The following is a 20959-nucleotide window of genomic DNA, read 5'->3' on the forward strand; positions in this document are numbered from 1 at the left end:
TGTCGCGGTCAGGCTTCGACCGCGACAGCCGGCGATTCGTCGCGGTGGGCGTCGGGGTCGAAGGCCCAGGTCGGCGCGAGCGCGGCGAGGCGGGCGCCGCGCCACTGCCACGTCGCCCAGAGCACCGGCCAGAGCGCGGGCGCGGCGGCCCCGCCGATCACGAGCCGGTCGCGCCACAGCGTCTTCGACGGGTCGCCCGGCGCCGGCGCCACCGCCATCTGGTGGTCCCACACGTCGAGGGCGGCCAGCGGTCCCGTCAGCGGGATGCCGCTGTCGCGGAAGATCCGCACGGGGCCGTGGGCGTCGACCGTGTGCCGCTCGCTGACGTGGATCAGCTGCGATCCGAGCGGGATGACGCCGGCGACGCTCATCGCCACCGGGACGTCGGCGCCCGGCACGAGTCTGGTCGGCAGGCCTTCGGCGGCGAGGGGCGCGAGGTCGAGGAACGGACCGTAGAGGTCGGCGACCGCACGCGGTGAGTGCAGGGCGCGCCACGCGGCATCCGCATCGCAGTCGAGGACGAGCTTGAGCATGATCCGCATACCGCCAGTCTCGCACCGGTGCCCCCGTAGCCTGGAGACATGGCCTCCCCGTTCGATCAGTCCCGGTACCAGGTGCGCCTCGAATGGGGTGCCGACGGCCTCGATCGCGTCGCGGCGTCCGACGTCGTGGTCGTCGTCGACGTCCTGCGGTTCTCCAGCACGGTCGCCCGCCGCGTCGCGACCGGAGACGCGGTGGCGCTGGACGACGCCGCGCACGCCGCGTCGGTGAACGGTGCCGCGATCGCGGCGCGTGCGGGCGCGACCGGCGCCGTCGTGCTGCTCGGTGCGCTCGTGAATGCGGCCGCCGTGGCCGACGCGATCCTCGCGGAGCAGCGCCGCCGCGGCGCGCGCACGAGCATCCTCGTGCTCGCCGCCGGTGAGCTCTCCGGCCGCGAGTCCGATGCGCGGCTGCGGTTCGCCGTCGAGGACCTGCTCGGCGCGGGAGCCGTCATCGACGCCCTGGGTGCGCGCGGCATCGACCACACGTCGCCCGAAGCCGCCGCCGCGGGCGAGGCCTTCCGCGGGCTGCGGCCCGCCGTGCGCCACCTCCTCACGGCGAGCGGCTCGGGACAGGAGCTCATCGGACGTGACGCGCGTGACGAGGTGCTCGCGGCCGCAGAGGTGGATGCCGCGGCATCCGCGCCCGTCCTGCGCGCGGGCGTGTTCGTGGCCTACGCCTGACCCGGCGCTTCGGGGTGCTTCCGCTCGGCTCGGGGCGTTTCGACTCGCTGCGCTCGCTCAACGACCGGGGCCCCGCCACCCCCTCCGGTCGTTGAGCGAGGAGCGCAGCGACGAGTCGAAACGCGGCGCCCGCCCCGCACCCCCCGGTCGTTGAGCGAGGAGCGCAGCGACGAGTCGAAACGCCTGCCCGCCTGCACCCTCCGGTCGTTGAGCGAGGAGCGCAGCGACGAGTCGAAACGCGGCGCCCGCCCCGCACCCCCCCCGGTCGTTGAGCGAGGAGCGCAGCGACGAGTCGAAACGCCCGCCCGCCCCGCACCCCCGGTCGTTGAGTGAGGAGCGCAGCGACGAGTCGAAACGCGGCGCCCGGCAGCGGCGCCGTCAGCGCCCGGCGCCGACGGTCTCGCGCGGTGTCATCGCCGCGCGCCGCGTGGCCGAGGAGATCTCGCGCCGGGTCCAGGTGAACAGGAACCGGTCGTCGAACGAGCGCGAGCACCGGGCGCACGAGGTGGGGCGCGTCGCGCGGCGGTGCCGATAGGCGACGTGACCCGCGGGGCACACGCCGACCCAGGGGGCGAGCTCGGTGGCCGTCTCGCCGTGGTGGGTGGTTCCGCCCGTGTAGCCGAGTGCGCGCGCCGTGCGTTTCCACGCCGCCCCGTGGCCGGTGCGCGGGCCGGCGAGGGCGTGGGCGACCTCGTGCAGGAGCGTCTGCCGGTTGGTCTCGTCGTCGTAGCGGGCGGCGAGGTAGCGCGACACGGTGATGCGCCGGCGGGTGTAGTCGCAGGCGCCGGCCCGTCGCTTCGCGTTGTCGAACGCGAACGTCCAGGAGGTGTCGAGATGCGCGTGGATCAGCTCTTCGGCCTCGCGCCGGACGACGTCCAGATCGGTCATGCGGTCACGCTAGGGAGGGGCTGCGACATTCAGCTGGCGACAGCCGTGCGACGACGATCGGCGGCCTCGATGGCGAGCAGCGTCGACTCGAGCTGCTCCTCGGGAGCACCCGCCTGCTGACGCAGGAACAGGGCGCGCTTGAAGTCGGCGCGCGCGTCGGCGAAGTCCTCGGCCTCGTAGCTCACCTTCCCGCGGTGCTGGAAGGCGAACGCGGCCAGGGCGGCCCACCCTTGGCCCTCCGCCTCCTCGGCGCAGGTCGTCAGCTCCTGGTGCGCTGCCGCGAACGCCCCGCGGAACTGCAGCACGCTCGCGTGCAGGATCCGTGCGCGCAGCAGGTCTTTGCGCGTGCCGCCCATGCGGGCGACCCGCACCGACTGCTCGGACACGACGAGCGACTCGTCGAGGCGATCGAGCACCTTCAGCAGCCAGACCCGCTCGAGGAGCGCGGGGAGGCTCCGCTGGTCTCCCAGTTCGTCGAGGCGTTCCCGGCAGTCGACGGGGTCGACGATCTCCCGCAGGGTCTGCGGGTCGTATCCCTTGATGTAGCTCATCGGCAGCCCCCTCCTCCGTCGGGATCGCGCGGGCGTGCGGCGCGCCCGTCCAGTCTCACCCGACCGCCGCGGCGAGCCCGTGCGCACACGCCGCGCCGCCGGATTCTCAACGCTCGAAGACCGATGCGGCGGGCTTGGGGGATGCGGTGGCGTCGGCATCCGTCGCGACCTGCGCGCCCCGGGCGAACTCGTCGAGCTCGGCGCCCTGGGCCACCTTCGCCGGGTGGGGGCCCGCGGCCATCAGGCGCGGGAGCCACTCGATCGGAAGGGGCGACGGCGAGGCCGCGATGACGAGGTTTCCGAAGCGGCGCCCCTTGAGCGTCTGCACCTCCGCGAGGACGATCACCTCTGGCAGCACCGCCCGCACCGTCGCGACCTCGCGGCGCGCGAAGGCGAGGCCGGCGCCGTCGGCCACGTTGACGAGCAGTACGCCGTCGGGAGCGAGCAGGCCCGCGAGGATGCGGAAGTACTCCACCGTCGTCAGGTGCGCGGGAGTCTGCGCCCCGGCGAAGACGTCGGACACGACGAGGTCGGCGGCGCCCTGCAGCCCGGCCGGCAGTCGGGCGGCGACGTCGCGGGCGTCGCCGATCCGCACCCGTATCTGCGCGCCGCGGGGGAGCGGCAGCTGCGCGCGGACGAGGTCGACGAGCGGCTGCTCCAGCTCGATCACCTGCTGGCGCGAGCCCGGCCGCGTGTGCTCGACGTAGCGGGGGAGGGTGAGGGCGCCCGCGCCGAGGTGGACGGCGGTGAGGGGCTGCCGCGGCATCCGGAGACGGTCGATGACCGCGCCCATCCGTGCCACGTACTCGAAGTGGAGGTGGCTGGGGTCGTCCAGGTCGACGTGCGACTGCGGCGTGCCGTCCACGTCGAGCTCGTACCCGCCCGCGAACCGGCTCGGCACGACGCGCGCGAGCGTGCCGTCGGACAGGCGCGCCTGCGGTCCGTCGTCCTCCACGCGTGCCCGGGCCATGCCCCCACGCTACCGGGCGTGCCGGGTCGGGAGCAGCGTGCACAACTCCGCCTCGACCTGCCCCATCACCTGCGAGAGCCTCGCCGTGCGACAAGGAGGAGGAGTTGTGCACGTCGGCTGCGTGCGCCGCGTCGAGGACCCCGCGGGTACGCTCGGAGCGTGGCGGTCATCGATCTCAACGCCGATCTGGGCGAGACGGTCGACGGGGTGCCCACCGGCGACGACGACGCGATGTTCGCGGTGATCTCGAGCGCCTCGATCGCCTGCGGCGGCCACGCCGGCGACGCCGCCGCGATGCGCGCGGCGGTCGAACGCTCCACGGTGACGGAGGTCGCGATCGGCGCGCACCCGTCCTATCCCGACCGGGCCGGCTTCGGGCGGGCGCGGCTCGCGATCGGCCCGGCCGACCTGCGGGCGAGCCTCGACGCGCAGCTGTCCGCCCTCGACGCCGCGGGCGCCGACATCCGCTACGTCAAGCCGCACGGCGCGCTCTATCACGCGGTCCGCGACGACGCGGCCCACGCCGCGGCGGTCGTCGGCGCCGTCGCCGCGCTGTCCGCCCGGCTCGGGCGCGCCGTCCCGATCCTCGGCCTCGACGGCCTCATCGCCGCCGAGGCGGCTCGCGCCGGGCTGCCCTTCCGTCTCGAGGCGTTCCTCGATCGCGGCTATCTGCCCGACGGCACGCTCGTTCCGCGCGGAGCGCCCGGCGCCCTCCTCCACGACCCGGGTCAGGTCGCCGACCGCGCCGTGCGGCTCGCGCGCGACGGCGTGGTCGAGGCCGTCGACGGCACCCTGCTCGACACCGGCGCGGTGTCGCTGTGCGTGCACGGCGACTCCCCGGGCGCGGTCGAGATGGCCCGCGCCGTGCGGCGCGCCCTGGATGCCGCGGGCATCGCGGTCGCGGCGCCGTGGTGACCGACGCCGTCTCCGTCCGCCCGTTCGGCGACCGCGGCCTGCTCGTCGAGACGGATGGGCTCGAGCGCGTGCTCGCCCTCCACGCGCGGCTGTCGTCCGGGCGCATCGACGGGGTCGTCGACCTCGTCCCGGCCGCGCGGACGGTGCTGGTGGTCGTCGATCCCGCCGTGCTGCCGCTGACGGCGGCGCGAGCGTGGATCGCCGCGGCCGTCGCCGACGGGACGCCCGCGCCGGCGCGCACGCCCCGCACGGTCGAGATCCCGGTGGTCTACGACGGCGACGACCTCGCGGAGGCGGCATCCCTGCTCGAGATCCGGCCCGCCGAGCTGGTGCGCCGGCACGCCGCTGCGCGCTGGACGGTCGCCTTCACGGGCTTCGCGCCCGGTTTCGGCTATCTCGTGAGCCCCGACTGGCGGTTCGACGTGCCGCGACGTGCACGTCCGCGCCCCCGCGTTCCGGCCGGCGCGGTCGGCCTCGCCGGCGCGTTCTCGGGCGCGTACCCCCGCGCGACGCCCGGCGGGTGGCAGCTGATCGGCACGACCTCGGCGCCGCTGTTCGATCCGGATGCCGCGACCCCCGCGCTCCTCCAGCCCGGCGACCTCGTCCGCTTCGTGCCCCTCTCCGCCGCCTCCGCGACGCCCGCCGTGTCCGCGAGACCGCGATTGCGCACCGAGACATCGCATGCCGAGCGTGGTCTCGGTGCGCCGATGGTTTCTCATGGGCGCGCGGCAGCGCCCGCGGGCGGACGAGCGGATGCGGATGCGGCCGCGATCCGCGTCCTCGCGCCGGGGCTGCTCGCCACCGTGCAGGACCAGGGGCGGCCGGGCGCGCTCGCGGCGGGCGTCGCGGTCTCCGGAGCCGCCGATCGGGCGGCACTGCGGACGGCGAACCGGCTCGTCGGCACCGACGAGAACGCCGCCGGCATCGAGATCACGATGGGCGGGTTCCGCGCCGTACGCGAGGCCTCGGCATCCGACGACGTCTGGTTCGCGGTCGCCGGGGCGTGGGGTCCGGTCCTCCTGGACGGTCGCCCGGTCGACCCGTATGCGGCCCATCGCTGGCCGCCGGGTGCGGAGCTGCGCATCGACTGGTTCGATCACGGCGCGCGCGGCTACCTCGCCCTGCGCGGCGGCGTCGAGGCCGCGCGGCTGTGGGGCTCGCGCGCGACCGACACCCTCGCCGGTCTCGGGCCGTCGCCGCTGTCGGCGGACACGGCGCTCGTCGTCGGCGACGCCGTGGCGGGGCCCCTCCCCGCCGACGACCTGCGGCCGTGGAGCCCGCCCGGCGCCGACCTCGAGGTCGCGCTCGCCCCCGGCCCGCGCGCACACCTGGTCCGCACGCTCGCGCCGCTCTTCGACGCCGTGTGGACCGTGTCCGCACAGGCCGACCGCGTCGGCATCCGTCTGGACGGACCGGGGCTCGAGCGCACCGACACCGCCGAGATTCCGAGCGAGGGGATGCTCCCGGGGGCGATCCAGGTGCCCCCGGACGGGCGCCCCGTCATCCTCGGGCCCGACGGTCCGGTGACGGGCGGCTATCCCGTCGTCGCGGTCGTCACGGACGCCGACCGCGACGCGCTCGGCCAGGCGCGACCGGGCACCCGCATCCGCTTCCGCCACGCACGGACGGTCCCCTGAGCGGCTCCGCACGGTGCCGGGCGGACGCCGCGTCGCGCGTTTATACCGCAGCATCCGGCACGCGTCAAGAATCGACTGGACATGGCGCGTCGCCCGGACTATAGTGGGTAGTTGCGCTCCCTTCCCCCATGCCCTCATATGGTGGTCGGCTTGTGCCTGTGCGCCCCCGACATGTCGGGGTGTGTTGCGCAGGAGTGGAACGGAGCACTCCACCTGACGACAAGGAAACCAGCCCCTGCCCGGGCTCATGGAGGTAATCCCCTTGGCTGCTGCGCGCAACGCAACCAATTCCACCACCACCCCCAAGAACGGCCGCGGCGCATCGCGCCTGTCGTTCGCCAAGATCTCCGACACGCTGACGGTCCCCGACCTTCTCGCGCTGCAGACGGAGTCCTTCGACTGGCTCGTCGGCAACGACGCCTGGAAGGCTCGCGTCGCAGAGGCGAAGGAGACCGGTCGCACCGACGTGCCCGAGACCAGCGGCCTCGAGGAGATCTTCGAGGAGATCTCGCCGATCGAGGACCTCGGCGAGACGATGCAGCTGAGCTTCACGAACCCGTACCTGGAGCCGGAGAAGTACTCGATCGAGGAGTGCAAGGAGCGCGGCAAGACGTACGCCGCGCCGCTGTACGTCGAGGCCGAGTTCATGAACCACCTCACCGGTGAGATCAAGACCCAGACGGTCTTCATGGGCGACTTCCCCCTGCAGACCGGCAAGGGCACGTTCATCATCAACGGCACCGAGCGTGTCGTCGTCTCCCAGCTGGTCCGCAGCCCGGGCGTCTACTTCGACAAGACCCCCGACAAGACCAGCGACAAGGACATCGTCTCGGCGCGCGTCATCCCCAGCCGTGGCGCATGGCTCGAGTTCGAGATCGACAAGCGCGACCAGGTGGGCGTGCGCATCGACCGCAAGCGCAAGCAGTCCGTCACCGTCTTCCTCAAGGCCCTCGGCCTGTCGAGCGAGGACATCCTCGCCGAGTTCGCCGGCTACGAGTCGATCGCCGACACGCTGAGCAAGGACACGATCCTCACCAAGGAGGACGCGCTCCGCGACATCTACCGCAAGCTCCGTCCGGGCGAGCAGGTCGCCGCCGAGGCCGCCCGCGCGCTGCTGGACAACTTCTACTTCAACCCGAAGCGCTACGACCTGGCCAAGGTGGGTCGCTACAAGATCAACCAGAAGCTCGGCCTCGACAAGCCGCTGAGCGACTCGGTGCTCACCGTCGACGACATCGTCGCGACGATCAAGTACCTCGTCGCCCTCCACAACGGCGACACGACGATCCCGGGTGTCCGGGGCGGTCAGGCCGCGGAGATCCGTCTCGACGTCGACGACATCGACAACTTCGGCAACCGTCGCATCCGCGCCGTCGGCGAGCTCATCCAGAACCAGGTCCGCACGGGTCTGTCCCGCATGGAGCGCGTCGTCCGCGAGCGCATGACCACGCAGGACATCGAGGCCATCACGCCGCAGACCCTGATCAACGTGCGCCCGGTCGTCGCCGCGATCAAGGAGTTCTTCGGAACCTCGCAGCTGTCGCAGTTCATGGACCAGAACAACCCGCTCGCGGGTCTGACCCACAAGCGCCGCCTGTCGGCCCTGGGCCCCGGCGGTCTGTCGCGTGAGCGCGCCGGCGTCGAGGTCCGCGACGTCCACCCGTCGCACTACGGCCGCATGTGCCCGATCGAGACCCCGGAAGGCCCGAACATCGGTCTGATCGGCTCGCTGGCCTCGTTCGCCCGCATCAACGCGTTCGGCTTCATCGAGACGCCGTACCGCCGCGTGGTCGAGGGCAAGGTCACCGACCAGATCGACTACCTCACGGCATCAGAGGAGAACGACTACATCGTCGCGCAGGCGGGCGCCGAGCTCGCCGCCGACGGCTCGTTCGCCACCGAGCGCGTCCTCGCCCGCCGCGGCAAGGGCGGCGAGGTCGACCTGTTCCACGCCGACGAGATCGGCTATATGGACGTCTCGCCGCGCCAGATGGTGTCGGTCGGCACCTCGCTCATCCCGTTCCTCGAGCACGACGACGCCAACCGCGCCCTCATGGGTGCGAACATGCAGCGTCAGGCCGTGCCGCTGCTGCGCAGCGACTCGCCGTTCGTCGGAACCGGTATGGAGGGCTACGCCGCGATCGACGCCGGTGACGTCATCACCGCCGACAAGGCCGGTGTCGTGATGGAGGTCTCCGCCGACGTCGTCACCGTGCAGCTCGACGAGGGCGGCACGAAGGACTACTTCCTGCGCAAGTTCGACCGCTCCAACCAGGGCAACTCCTACAACCAGCGCGTCATCGTCTCGGCGGGCGACCGGGTCGAGGTCGGCGAGGTCATCGCCGACGGCCCCGCCACCGAGAACGGCGAGCTGGCGATCGGGAAGAACCTGCTCGTCGCGTTCATGACGTGGGAGGGTCACAACTTCGAGGACGCCATCATCCTCAGCCAGGACCTCGTCAAGAACGACACCCTCTCCTCGATCCACATCGAGGAGTACGAGGTGGATGCTCGCGACACCAAGCTCGGCAAGGAGGAGATCACCCGTGACCTCCCCAACGTCAGCCCCGACCTGCTGAAGGACCTCGACGAGCGCGGCATCGTCCGCATCGGCGCCGAGGTGCGTCCCGGCGACATCCTCGTCGGCAAGGTCACGCCCAAGGGTGAGACCGAGCTGAGCGCCGAGGAGCGCCTGCTGCGCGCGATCTTCAACGAGAAGAGCCGCGAAGTCCGTGACACCTCGCTGAAGGTGCCCCACGGCGAGCAGGGCACGATCATCGCCGTCAAGGAGTTCAACGCCGAGGACGGCGACGACGAGCTGGGCTCGGGCGTCAACCGTCGCGTCGTGGTCTACATCGCCCAGAAGCGCAAGATCACCGAGGGTGACAAGCTCGCCGGCCGTCACGGCAACAAGGGCGTCATCGCGAAGATCCTCCCCGTCGAGGACATGCCGTTCCTCGCGGACGGCACGCCGGTCGACGTCGTGCTCAACCCGCTCGGCATCCCGGGTCGAATGAACTTCGGCCAGGTGCTGGAGACCCACCTCGGGTGGATCGCCAAGCAGGGCTGGAAGGTCGAGGGCACCCCGGAGTGGGCCGTGCACCTGCCCGAGGAGGCCCGCGAGGCCGCTCCCGGCACGAAGGTCGCGACCCCGGTGTTCGACGGCGCGCACGAGGCGGAGATCGCGGGTCTGCTCGACTCGACGCTGCCCAACCGCGACGGCGAGCGTCTCATCGACAGCTCGGGCAAGACGACGCTGTTCGACGGCCGCTCCGGCGAGCCGTTCCCGGCGCCCATCTCGGTCGGCTACATGTACATCCTCAAGCTGCACCACCTCGTGGACGACAAGATCCACGCGCGTTCGACCGGCCCCTACTCGATGATCACCCAGCAGCCGCTCGGTGGTAAGGCGCAGTTCGGCGGTCAGCGCTTCGGTGAGATGGAGGTGTGGGCCCTCGAGGCCTACGGCGCCGCGTACGCGCTCCAGGAGCTCCTGACGATCAAGTCCGACGACATCGTCGGCCGCGTGAAGGTCTACGAGGCCATCGTCAAGGGCGAGAACATCCAGGAGCCCGGCATCCCCGAGTCGTTCAAGGTGCTCATGAAGGAGATGCAGTCGCTCTGCCTGAACGTCGAGGTCCTCTCGGCCGACGGCACCGCGGTGAACCTCCGTGACACGGATGACGAGGCCTTCCGCGCCGCGGAGGAGCTCGGCATCAACATCTCCAGCCGTTTCGAGTCCTCGTCCATCGACGAGATCTGACCCGGCCGTTACGAAACTTTCTGAGACACAGGAGAACCAGTGCTCGAGTCCACCACTTTCGATCAGCTTCGCATCGGCCTGGCCACCGCTGACGACATCCGTCGTTGGTCGTACGGCGAGGTCAAGAAGCCCGAGACCATCAACTACCGCACCCTGAAGCCCGAGAAGGACGGTCTGTTCGGCGAGCAGATCTTCGGACCTTCCCGCGACTGGGAGTGCGCCTGCGGCAAGTACAAGCGCGTCCGCTTCAAGGGCATCGTCTGCGAGCGCTGCGGCGTCGAGGTCACCAAGAGCTCGGTCCGCCGTGAGCGCATGGGCCACATCGAGCTCGCCGCCCCCGTCACCCACATCTGGTACTTCAAGGGCGTGCCCTCGCGCCTCGGATACCTGCTGGACATGGCGCCGAAGGACCTCGAGAAGGTCATCTACTTCGCCGCGTACATGGTGATCTCGGTCGACGAGGACGCCCGCCACCGCGACATGCCCACGCACGAGGCGAACCTCCGCCTCGAGATCAAGAACCTCGGCGACCGCCGCGACGCCCGTGTGGCGACGCGTCTGGCCAAGCTGGAGGAGGAGCTCGCGGCACTCGAGGCCGAGGGCGCCAAGGCCGACCAGAAGAAGAAGGTCAAGGACGCCGCCGAGAAGGAGATGGCCTCCATCCGCAAGAACGCGGACGACCAGGTCGCCAAGCTCGAGCGCATGTGGGACGAGTTCCGCGGCCTCGAGGTCGGCCAGCTCAAGCAGGAGGACGACGTCTTCCACGAGCTGCAGGACCGCTTCGGCCAGTACTTCGAGGCCTACATGGGCGCGGAGTCGATCCAGCGTCGCCTCCAGGCGTTCGACCTGGCCGCCGAGGCCGAGTCGCTGCACCTGCAGATCTCCGAGGGCAAGGGCCAGCGCAAGATCCGCGCGATCAAGCGCCTCAAGGTCGTCAACTCGTTCCTGCAGACCGGCATGAGCCCGGCCTCCATGGTGCTCGACGTCGTCCCGGTGATCCCGCCGGAGCTGCGTCCGATGGTCCAGCTCGACGGTGGGCGCTTCGCCACCAGCGACCTGAACGACCTGTACCGCCGCGTGATCAACCGCAACAACCGTCTCCGTCGCCTGATCGACCTCGGTGCCCCCGAGATCATCGTCAACAACGAGAAGCGGATGCTGCAGGAGGCCGTCGACGCGCTGTTCGACAACGGCCGCCGCGGTCGCCCCGTCACCGGCACCGGCAACCGTGCGCTGAAGTCGCTGTCCGACATGCTCAAGGGCAAGCAGGGCCGCTTCCGTCAGAACCTGCTCGGCAAGCGCGTGGACTACTCGGGCCGTTCGGTCATCATCGTCGGCCCGCAGCTCAAGCTCCACCAGTGCGGCCTGCCCAAGCAGATGGCGCTGGAGCTGTTCAAGCCGTTCGTGATCAAGCGCCTGATCGACCTCGGTCACTCGCAGAACATCAAGGCGGCCAAGCGTGCCGTCGAGCGCACGCGTCCCGAGGTCTGGGACGTGCTCGAGGAGATCATCCGCGAGCGTCCCGTGCTGCTCAACCGTGCGCCCACGCTGCACCGTCTCGGCATCCAGGCCTTCGAGCCTCAGCTCGTCGAGGGTAAGGCCATCCAGCTGCACCCGCTCGTCTGCGCCGCCTTCAACGCGGACTTCGACGGCGACCAGATGGCCGTGCACCTGCCGCTGTCGGTCGAGGCCCAGGCCGAGGCCCGCGTGCTGATGCTCGCGTCGAACAACATCCTCAAGCCGTCGGACGGCCGTCCGGTCACCCTGCCTTCGCAGGACATGATCATCGGCCTCCACCACCTGACCACGGTCAAGGAGGGCGCCGCGGGCGAGGGTCGCGTGTTCGGCTCGGTCGGCGAGGCGATCCTGGCGAAGGACGAGGGCACCCTCGACCTGCAGGCCAAGGTGCGCATCCGCATCCCCGGTCTGACCTTCCTCGAGGGCGAAGCCCCCGAGGGCTACGAGCGCCACGGTCTCGTGGACGCCTCGCTCGGTCAGGCGATCTTCAACGACACGCTCCCCAAGGGCTACCCGTTCGTGCGCGAGCAGGCCGACAAGGGCAAGCTGTCGCAGATCGTCAACAAGCTGGCCGAGGAGTACCCCAAGGTCGAGGTCGCGGCATCCCTGGACCGCATCAAGGACGCCGGCTTCTACTGGGCCACGCGCTCGGGTGTCACGGTCGCGCTCAGCGACATCCTGACCCCGCCGAACAAGGGCGAGATCATCGCCAAGTACGAGAAGCAGGCGCAGAAGGTCCAGGGCCAGTTCGAGAAGGGTCTCGTGACCGACGCCGAGCGTCGTCAGGAGCAGATCAAGATCTGGACCGAGGCGACCGACGAGGTGCAGGCGGCCATGAAGGCCAACTTCCCGGCCGACAACACCATCAACCGCATGGTGAGCTCGGGCGCCCGTGGTAACTGGCTGCAGATCCGTAACATCGCGGGTATCCGAGGCCTGGTCAACAACACCAAGGGTGAGATCATGCCCCGCCCGATCATCTCCTCGTACCGCGAGGGGCTGTCGGTCGCGGAGTACTTCACCGCGACGCACGGTGCCCGTAAGGGTCTGGCCGACACGGCCCTCCGTACGGCCGACTCGGGCTACCTGACGCGTCGTCTCGTGGACGTCTCGCAGGACGTCATCATCCGTGAGGACGACTGCGGCACCTCCAAGGGCCTCGAGTTCACGATCGCCGCTCCGGGTGCCGACGGCACGCTGGTGCGCGACGCGAACGTCGAGAACTCGGTGTTCGCCCGTACCCTCGCCGCCGACGTGGTCGCGCCCTCGGGCGAGATCGTCGCGGAGGCCGGGGACGACGTGGGCGACGTGCTCATCGACAAGCTCGTGGCCGCCGGCGTCGAGACCATCAAGGTCCGCTCGGTGCTCACGTGCGACTCGGCCGTCGGTGTCTGCGCGAAGTGCTACGGCCGTTCGCTCGCGACCGGCAAGCTCGTCGACATCGGTGAGGCCGTGGGCATCATCGCGGCGCAGTCGATCGGTGAGCCCGGCACGCAGCTGACGATGCGTACCTTCCACACCGGTGGTTCCGCGTCGGCCGACGACATCACGCAGGGTCTGCCCCGTGTGCAGGAGCTGTTCGAGGCGCGTACCCCCAAGGGCGCGTCCCCGATCGCCGAGGCCGACGGTGTCATCAAGATCGATGAGACCGACAAGGCCAAGAAGGTCATCCTGACGCCCGATAACGGCGACGAGCCGCACGTCTACCCCGTCCTGAAGCGCGCGACGCTTCTCGTCGAGGAGGGCCAGCGCGTCACGGTCGGTCAGCCGATCCTCGTCGGAACGCTCGACCCCAAGGAGGTCATGCGCGTGCAGGGTGCCCGCGAGGTGCAGAAGTACCTCGTCGGCGGCGTGCAGGGCGTGTACCGCTCGCAGGGTGTGCCGATCCACGACAAGCACATCGAGGTCATCGTGCGCCAGATGCTGCGGAAGGTCACCGTGGTCGACCACGGCGACACGACGCTGCTTCCGGGTGAGCTGGTCGACTTCAAGCGCTACCAGCAGATCAACCGCGAGGCCGTGGCCGAGGGCAAGCGCCCCGCGTCGGGCCGTCCGGAGCTGATGGGTATCACGAAGGCGTCGCTCGCGACGGAGTCGTGGCTGTCGGCGGCATCGTTCCAGGAGACCACCCGCGTCCTGACGCAGGCGGCCATGGAGGGCAAGAGCGACCCGCTCGTCGGCCTCAAGGAGAACGTCATCATCGGAAAGCTCATCCCCGCCGGCACCGGCCTTGCGAAGTACCGCAACGTCGTGGTCGAGGCGACGGAGGAGGCCAAGAGCGAGCGGTACCCCAACCGCATCTTCGCCTCGGACGGCGCGTACAGCGACGCCGACCTGAGCTATGTCGACTTCGACAGCTTCTCGACGGACGACTTCACGCCCGGCACCTACAACTGATCGCGAGCGAAGGGCCCCAGGACGCGTTCCTGGGGCCCTTCGCCGTTCCCGCGAGCCGCCACGCCCCAGCCGAGCCGCCATCCCCCGGTACGTCCGGGTGATGGCGGCTCGCACGGATGTTGGCGGCTCGCGCACGGCGCGGGGGGTGACCCCCGCGCGGCGGGCTAGCCTGAGGACATGGCCCGGATCGGCGGCAGGAACGCCCTCTTCGCGTGGGTCGTCGGCATCGGATGCGCGGCGACCGTGGGCGCCTTGGCGTACCTCGCGATCCCGATGATCCCGGCATCCGTCTCGTGGGTCGGCGGCGCCGTCCAAGGGCCGGCCACCTCGAAACCGGTCGCGGCCGCCGACGACGAAGCAGCGGGCGTCCCCACCGACTGCGCCGGACTGTACGACGAGGCCCTCTGGGCCGCGCTGCGCTTCACCCGGGGCGCGGTGCTCACCCCCTCGACCGACGCGCCGACCACGACGGCCGGCCAGCTCGTCACGGCGCTGCAGCCGCAGGTCACGTTCACCTGCTTCTGGCACGCCGACGCCGGCAGCGTCTCCACGACGCTCGCGACGGTGCCGACGGATGCCGGACCTCTCGCCGCCGCCGCGCTCCCCGCCGCGGGGTTCTTCTGCACGACGGAGAAGGAGCGCACCCGCTGCAGCCGGACCGACGGCGACCTCACCGAGACGATCGAGGCCGGCGGCGGGCTGTGGCTGTCCACGAGCGAGAACGCGTGGCATCCGTCGGACTACGTGACCCGCACCGCCAAGCGCGTCTGGGGATGACGGCCACCGCGTCGGCGTCGGGCTCGGCGTCCGGCTCGGCGTCCGCCTCGGCGTCGCTATGCTGAGCGGAAATGTCAGCGCGATAAAGGGCGAGGATCTCGGATGGGATTGGTGTTCGATCTCGCCGAGGCATTGAATCTCGGGTGGGGGGCGGCCACCGGCGAGGCCGCGACCTCGATCCGTGAGGCCCTCGCCGATCGCGCTTTCCGCCGTGCCGTCGTCGCGGACGTGGAGCGGTCGGCGGGGACCTCCTCCGCGGTGCTCACGACGAAAGTCGCGAAGCACCCCTCTTTCCTGGCGTGGCTCGGCGCCGGCGCGGCATCGCCCCTCGATGAGTATCTCGACGACGACACGCTGCGCGCGCTCGGGGTCCGCGATGCGGCCGACGCGAGTGTGATCGGCGCGGCGCTTCGTGAGAGTCTGCGCGCGAGTGCGATCCGTTTCGCCTCGTGGACCGAACGTCAGCTGCTCGCCGACGCGGCGGCGATGCAATCGTCGCTCGGTGTCATTCAGGAGCTGCTGACCGCGCACCTGCTCGCCTCCACGTCTCGCGCGTTCGCCAGTCACGGTCGATACACCGCACTGCTGCAGCGTCGCAGCGGCGGCCAGGTCGCCGGCGCCCACGAGTACATCGACCCCGCACCGGATCATCCGGCGCACCGCGAGAACATCTGGCGTCGACTCTCCTCGGACGACGGCTGCGCCCTGCTCCTCAAAGGAGTGGGGGGCGCGGGAAAGACCCGGTTGCTCCTCGAGATCGCCGCTCGGGCGCATCGCACCGGCTGGCATGTCATCCATCTCCTGCACACGCCGTCGAGCACCGTCAGCGACCTCGAGGCCGTGGTCCTGGCCAGCACCGCGCCCGTACTCGTCCTGATCGACTATCCCAATGAGCTCGACGGGTTCGCGCTGCACGAGCTACGCGACCAGCTCCTGCCCGAGGCGCGCGATCACGGCATCCAGGTGTCGTTCCTCGCCGCGGCGCGCCCCGGCTGGCTCGCGACATCGCCCGACCTCGGCCCCTTCGAGATCGTGGCCATCGACAACAGCGAGCAGCATCAGCAACGTGTCTCCCACGCCATCGCGTTGTCCGTCGCCCCCACCGCGGCCGTTCAGCTGGGGGACGAAGAGTTCCGACGGCTCGTCGGGTCGCGTCCCATGATCGCGACCCTCATCGCCCGCCAGCTCGAGGCCCTCGCGCGGGACGCTCCGCTGCGCGCCAGCGAGACGTCCGCGATTCGCAGCGGTGATCTCGGTGACTGGCTGCGCCGGAGGTTCGCCGACGACGGCTACGCGGGCACACGGACCGCGCGACTGGCGGAGCGCAGAGAGTTGCCGCCCGCTCTCTGCGTCGCGGTGGCCCTCGTCGCCGCCACCCCCGCCTCGACGGATGTCGCGCTGCGCGGCGCGAGCGGGGTCTGCGAGGCCGTGGGCGAGCACGATCCGGATCTCTTCGCCCGACGCACGCTGGATCATCTGGTGACGGCGGGGTGGGTCGCCGTCGCCGACGGCCAAGTGGCCTCGATCCACGACACCGTGGTGGATCACCTGATGTCGGAGGTCGTCGAGAGCGACATCCAGAACGGGCGCCGCGAGTACGCGGGCGTGGTGTTCACCTCGGTGGCCGCTCACCTCCCCTCCGCGGCGAGCCTGCTCCTGCACCTCCAGCGCTACGCGACGGATGCCGCCACCTCCGGGCGTGCTACCCCGCAAGAGCGCTCCCTCTATCTGCGGGGCTGGGCGGAGGCGGCCTTTCCGGTCCTGCGGGCCGCCGTCCTCCAGACGAACGACGGCGAGCTTGCGGCCGTCCTGCGCCTCCTTCTCGATCCTCGCTTGAGGACGGAGGACACCGCCGCGCTGGTCGGCGACTGCTGGCGCGAGTGGTGCCGGCTCCACGGCTCCGAAGAGACGGCGCAGAATGTGCTCGCGTCGCTCATCGGCAACGTCGAGTTCAGTCGACTCGAGTGGGTTCGGTCGGCTGTTGAGGAATGGCTCGCTCTCTACGGCACCCGGCCGTCGGCCCTCATGCTCATCGCCAGGATCGCCGGCACCGCGACGCGGCAGGACAGCGAGTGGGTCAGCTCTGTGATCGTCCCGTGGCTCAGCGCGAACGAGGCGGCGCCGCAGGCGCGTCGCGTCCTCGTGACGCTCGTCCAGTCCCCCGCGGCGGCTGGGATGCCCACCGTGCGCCAGAGCACCGCCCGGTGGCTCGAGGTCAACGGCGACGACGTCGATGCGCGTACGGTCCTGGCCGAGATCGTCGGTCACGCGCCGTTGTATCCCGCGGATGAACTTCAAGGGTGGGTCTCCTCCTGGCTGGCGCTCCACGGGCGCACACCGGAGGCTCGCGGCGTTCTCTCGAGACTGGTCGGTCAGAGTCTGCTCTGCACCGAAGAGTGGGTACGCGTCGCGGTCGAGTCGTGGTTGGAGGTCTGGGGCACGTCGAGAGAAGCCCGCAGCATCCTGGGCAATGTCATCGCGCAGAACCAGCTCCGCACGCAGCCGTGGGCACAGGCGGCCGTGTCCCGCTGGCTCGACGCCTACGGCGATTCCGCGGAGGCGCGCGTGATCATCACCCGCCTCATCGAGCAGCCCGACCTGCGCGAGAGGCAGTGGGTGCAGACCGCGCTGCGCACCTGGATCGACGCGCACGGCGACGACGCCGACACGCTCGACGTCCTGGCGCGAGTGATCGAGCAGGATGACTTCGCGTCCGCCGACTGGGTGCATTCCGATGCCCGCCGGTGGCTTGAGGCCCACGGAACGGAGAAGGGCGCCCGCGGCATCCTGCTTCGTCTGCTCGAGAACGACGACCTTCATGTCGTGCCCTGGGTCCACGACGCCATCCGACGGTGGCTCGACCACCACGGTGCGTCCGCCGATGCGCGCCCGCTGCTCGCTCGTGCCTGCCAACGGGAGGCGCTGCGCACCGCGCCGTGGGTCGAAGACGCCGTGCGCAGGTGGCTTCAGGACCACACGATGGATGCCGGTGCTCGAGAGCTCCTCGGAGCCCTGCTCTACGACGCCGACTACCGGCGCGCCGCCTGGGTGCTCGACCCCGTGCGGTCGTGGTTGCGGGTGCACGGGACTCGCCCCGAGGCCCGGTCGCTCCTGAAACACCTGCTGTACTTCCCCGCACTGGGGGCGACGGACTGGGTCCAGGGCGCCGTGGACACGTGGGTCGCCCACAACCCCCGCGACCGGGCGGCCACCGTGCTGATGCGGGAGGCGCGACGAAACCGTCACCGGGACGATCGGTGGGGCGCCCTCAGCGCGTGGGAGGGATGACGGCTACCGCGTCGGCGTCGGGCTGGGCGTCGGGGCGCTCGTCCGCGGCGGAGATCCCGCCGGCGGCCACAGCGCGTCGATGACCGCGTCGGTGTAGCCGGCGGGAGCGAGGTTGGAGTACTGCGTGTCGACGATGACGCCGTCGCGGTAGAACAGGGTGCGTCCCTCCTCCACGGCGAGCGTCGGCGACTGCCAGGTCTTCTCGCAACGGATGCCGCCGTGCGGCTCGTAGCACGTGTAGCCGTCGTTGCCGAGGGCGTAGAGGGCGTCGCGCGCCTCACGATCGGGGGAGTAGCCGATGAGGGTCACGAGCCGCGTGGCGACCGCCCCGGGCTCACCCCAGACGCACACCCGGGTGCTGTCGGAGCGGATGCCGCCGCCCATCCCGTCCGCGTTCAGCGGTACTCCCTCGAGCTCCTTCAGCACCGTCGCCGTGAGGATGTCGCGGCATCCCTGCGGGAGGTCGGCGGGCAGCGCGGTCGTGGACGTCGAGGCGCCCATGGGGAACGCGGCGAGGGTCAGCGCGGGAGAGGGGGTCGCGGGGGCCGCGCTGGCCGTCGCGCCCGAGGTCGTGGCGCCGCCGTCCGGCACGCCGGCGCAGGCGCTGAGACCCGTGACCGCGAGCAGCGTGAGGCCGAGGGCGGCGAGGCGAGGGCGAACGGTCATGCGCTCACGATAGGCGGCCCACAGGCGCCGGGGGTCGAGACACGTCGGCATGGCTCCGCTCCGGCGCGCGGGGTGCGGGTTACGCTCGCTGTGCGGCGGCACACGTCCCGCGTGAGGAGCACACGCCATGAGCGACCCCAAGTACGGCGAACCGATCGAGGAGCCGACCCCGGTCGAGACCACGTCGGTGGACGACGCCGTCGCGAGCGCCCATGCCGGCCTCGCCGACGCGGAGGCCGCCTCTCGGGAGGCCGCGGTCGACGAGCCCGTCGTGTCGGCTGAGCCCGCGGACGCCGAGGTTCCCGCCGCGCCTGCCGCCCCGGTCGCGGACGCTCCCCGCGACGCCCCCGAGACCGTCGCCGCGGCCGAGACGGCGCCCGCCGCCCCGGTCTACGGCTCCTCGTACGCCGACGACCCGGTCGATGAGGCCTATGTGCCCGGTGCGTACTCCGGCGCCGCGGCGGAGACCGTCGTCGTCGCCGAGCCCGTCGCTCCCGTCGTGGCGCCGGCGCCGCAGCCGATCTTCGTCCAGGCCCCCGAGCCGCCGCGTCTGCGCGGCAACCGCGGTGCGGCCGGTGCGATCGGCCTGCTCGCCGCCGTCTCCTTCGGGGTGCTGTACCTCGGCGCGGCCCTCGGACTGAAGGCCATCACGGGTGACGTCACGGGAGCCAACATCGGCACGGCGGCGCTCGCGGCCGTTCAGTCGTGGTGGCTGTGGGTGCCGGTGGTCGTCTTCTTCCTCGGGTTCTGGCTGCTGGGCGCGATCATCAACCGCGGCCGCTGGGGTCACTGGGTGGTCTTCGGTCTGCTCGTGGGCGTCGTGGCGTACGCCGGCCACCTGCTGGGGCAGCTGTTCCAGGCCCCGTTCTGGACGCTGACGGCGCGACAGGGTGCGGATCTCGTCCAGGGCCAGCTGCTGGCGCCGCTCGCGATCGTCGCCTTCGTGCTCGGCCGCGAGCTCACGATCTGGTTCGGCGCCTGGGTCGCCGCGCGCGGCAAGCGCGTGACGGAGCTGAACGACGAGGCGCAGCGCGAGTACGAGCGCACGCTCGAGGCGGGCCCGCGACTGCACCAGAGCTGATGTCGGGGTCGCGCGATCCCCGCGCCGGAGACGGCGGCGGCGTCGCGCCCCCGATCGCGACGGCGTTCGCCGTCGTGGGCTTCTTCGCGCTGCTGATCGCCGGGTTCGGCATGCTGAGCCTGTTCAGCGGCGCCGAGGTGCTCCCGGTGACAGGGCTCGGGCAGCTGCCCGGCGTGGGCGGTGCGGTGCTGGCGCTCGCGGCGTTCGCGTCGACGACGTGGCTCGCCGTCCGGCCGGCCCGACCGCGGTACGTCGCCGTCCTCACGGTCGTCGTCGCGACGTTCCTCGCCTATCTTCTCGGCGTGCTGGTCGGGGCGGTGCTCGGGGGTACGGATGCCGCGCGCACCGCGGCTGCGATCGGCGGGTTCGCGACCTCGTGGTTCGCCGTGGTCCTGGCATCCGCCGCCCTCGTGGCGGGCTGGGTCGCCGTCGCCCTCGTGCGCACCGGTGCCGATCGTCCGCGCTGGCCGTGGGAGCGCGACGAGGACTGAGCCCTGCGCGGCCGGCGACGCCGCGCACACCCTCGCGGCGTCCTCCGAGCAGGATTCGACAGCGCCTGCGGCGGATGCCGCGACGCAAATCCGCCGGGAACGGCCCGGAACCGCGACAATGGACCCGTGGAGCGGTCGATCGAGACCCAGGTCAGCCAGGCGGTGGACGCGTGGCTGCGCTGGCTGCCGCGCTGGGAGCCCTCCACGCATCGGGGCCGCGTCGCGCCGTGCCGGCGCTGTTTCGGCTCGCCGGTGCTGTCGGCGGCGGGTCTCGGCTCCGACGTCCCGCACGGTGTGCAGCATGGGCTGTCGACCCGCATCAAGACCATCGTCGACCACGCGGTCGCGGACTACACGTCCCGCAACCTCCCGATGCTGCAGGCCGAGCTCGACCAGCAGGCGGCGCGCAACCGCGCCCGCAGCTACCGTCCCGCGGAGGGCCTGGACCCCGAGTTCGAGGGCCTGCCGATGGATCCCGATCCCGTTCCCGGGGCGCCCTTCCTGTTCACCATCGGCGGTCTCGCCGAGGAGGCGGACGCCGACATCCCCGCCCTTCCGCCCCTGAGCGACGAGGCGAAGGCCGCCCTGCGCCAGGAGGTGGGTCTCGCCGACGACTACGCGAACATGGTCGGTCGCGAGGTGTGCGCCGTGCTGCTGCACCACCGGCTGCGCATCCAGGCCGCGATCGCCGAATACGTCGAGCCGCAGATCACGGCGATGCTGGAGGAGCTCACGCGTTCGCTGGATGCCCCGTTCGACCCGCACGCCGACCCCGGCCTGCCCGACCTGTAGCT

At 71.4% G+C, this 20959-nt stretch carries 15 protein-coding genes; 10 read left to right on the plus strand and 5 right to left on the minus strand.

Features of this window, described 5'->3' with window-relative positions; all coding sequences use genetic code 11:
* Positions 1–8: 8 nt before the first annotated feature.
* Positions 9–542 carry a hypothetical protein gene (locus L0965_RS08350; RefSeq protein ID WP_101306905.1) on the minus strand — a complete coding sequence of 178 codons (534 nt, stop codon included), beginning with the start codon at positions 540–542 and terminating at the stop codon, positions 9–11.
* A 39-nt stretch (positions 543–581) separates the two neighbouring features.
* Between L0965_RS08350 and L0965_RS08355 the strand changes: the two genes are divergently transcribed.
* Positions 582–1223, plus strand: a complete 642-nt coding sequence (locus L0965_RS08355) for a 2-phosphosulfolactate phosphatase (RefSeq protein ID WP_061781893.1) — start codon at positions 582–584, stop codon at positions 1221–1223.
* Positions 1224–1601: 378 nt separating this feature from the next.
* Here the strand turns inward: L0965_RS08355 and L0965_RS08360 are convergent, their stop codons facing one another.
* The 3 genes from L0965_RS08360 to L0965_RS08370 all read right to left on the minus strand — a co-directional run bounded on the left by L0965_RS08360 (position 1602) and on the right by L0965_RS08370 (position 3632).
* Complete coding sequence (locus L0965_RS08360; RefSeq protein WP_061781892.1) at positions 1602–2111, minus strand: SprT-like domain-containing protein; 510 nt, start codon at positions 2109–2111, stop codon at positions 1602–1604.
* Positions 2112–2140: 29 nt separating this feature from the next.
* Positions 2141–2662, minus strand: coding sequence for a hypothetical protein (locus tag L0965_RS08365; protein ID WP_060958389.1), 522 nt, complete (start codon positions 2660–2662; stop codon positions 2141–2143).
* A gap of 106 nt (positions 2663–2768) precedes the next feature.
* Positions 2769–3632 carry a spermidine synthase gene (locus L0965_RS08370; protein ID WP_101306904.1) on the minus strand — a complete coding sequence of 288 codons (864 nt, stop codon included), beginning with the start codon at positions 3630–3632 and terminating at the stop codon, positions 2769–2771.
* A gap of 159 nt (positions 3633–3791) precedes the next feature.
* On the opposite strand from L0965_RS08370, the gene pxpA reads away from it, so the two are divergent.
* From pxpA to L0965_RS08400, 6 genes are all read left to right on the plus strand, one after another.
* Positions 3792–4547, plus strand: coding sequence for a 5-oxoprolinase subunit PxpA (pxpA, locus tag L0965_RS08375; protein ID WP_101306903.1), 756 nt, complete (start codon positions 3792–3794; stop codon positions 4545–4547).
* The gene (locus tag L0965_RS08380) at positions 4544–6184 is read left to right on the plus strand and encodes an urea amidolyase family protein (protein ID WP_198553640.1); all 1641 of its coding nucleotides are present in this window, start codon (positions 4544–4546) and stop codon (positions 6182–6184) included. Before pxpA ends, L0965_RS08380 begins: the two co-directional genes overlap by 4 nt.
* Before the next feature lie 262 nt (positions 6185–6446).
* Positions 6447–9947 (plus strand): DNA-directed RNA polymerase subunit beta, encoded by a 3501-nt coding sequence (rpoB, locus tag L0965_RS08385; RefSeq protein WP_101306901.1) that lies wholly within the window; start codon positions 6447–6449, stop codon positions 9945–9947.
* A gap of 39 nt (positions 9948–9986) precedes the next feature.
* Positions 9987–13862, plus strand: a complete 3876-nt coding sequence (gene rpoC, locus L0965_RS08390) for a DNA-directed RNA polymerase subunit beta' (protein WP_060958393.1) — start codon at positions 9987–9989, stop codon at positions 13860–13862.
* Between the two features lie 177 nt (positions 13863–14039).
* Positions 14040–14639: a hypothetical protein gene (locus L0965_RS08395; RefSeq protein ID WP_101306900.1), complete on the plus strand. Its 600-nt coding sequence runs from the start codon at positions 14040–14042 to the stop codon at positions 14637–14639.
* 102 nt (positions 14640–14741) lie between these two features.
* Positions 14742–17927, plus strand: a complete 3186-nt coding sequence (locus L0965_RS08400) for a hypothetical protein (RefSeq protein ID WP_157831645.1) — start codon at positions 14742–14744, stop codon at positions 17925–17927.
* A gap of 3 nt (positions 17928–17930) precedes the next feature.
* Here L0965_RS08400 and L0965_RS08405 read toward each other — a convergent pair whose 3' ends face one another.
* Positions 17931–18593 carry a hypothetical protein gene (locus L0965_RS08405; protein ID WP_060958396.1) on the minus strand — a complete coding sequence of 221 codons (663 nt, stop codon included), beginning with the start codon at positions 18591–18593 and terminating at the stop codon, positions 17931–17933.
* 127 nt (positions 18594–18720) lie between these two features.
* On the opposite strand from L0965_RS08405, the gene L0965_RS08410 reads away from it, so the two are divergent.
* The 3 genes from L0965_RS08410 (at position 18721) to L0965_RS08420 (ending at position 20957) form a co-directional block, all read left to right on the plus strand.
* The gene (locus tag L0965_RS08410) at positions 18721–19674 is read left to right on the plus strand and encodes an ABC transporter (RefSeq protein ID WP_101306898.1); all 954 of its coding nucleotides are present in this window, start codon (positions 18721–18723) and stop codon (positions 19672–19674) included.
* Positions 19674–20165: a hypothetical protein gene (locus L0965_RS08415; protein ID WP_101306897.1), complete on the plus strand. Its 492-nt coding sequence runs from the start codon at positions 19674–19676 to the stop codon at positions 20163–20165. Before L0965_RS08410 ends, L0965_RS08415 begins: the two co-directional genes overlap by 1 nt.
* A 126-nt stretch (positions 20166–20291) precedes the next feature.
* Complete coding sequence (locus L0965_RS08420; RefSeq protein WP_060958399.1) at positions 20292–20957, plus strand: hypothetical protein; 666 nt, start codon at positions 20292–20294, stop codon at positions 20955–20957.
* Positions 20958–20959: the final 2 nt, after the last annotated feature.

Source organism: Microbacterium sp. NFH-22A-Y (assembly GCF_021401375.1).
Classification (GTDB): domain Bacteria; phylum Actinomycetota; class Actinomycetes; order Actinomycetales; family Microbacteriaceae; genus Microbacterium; species Microbacterium hominis.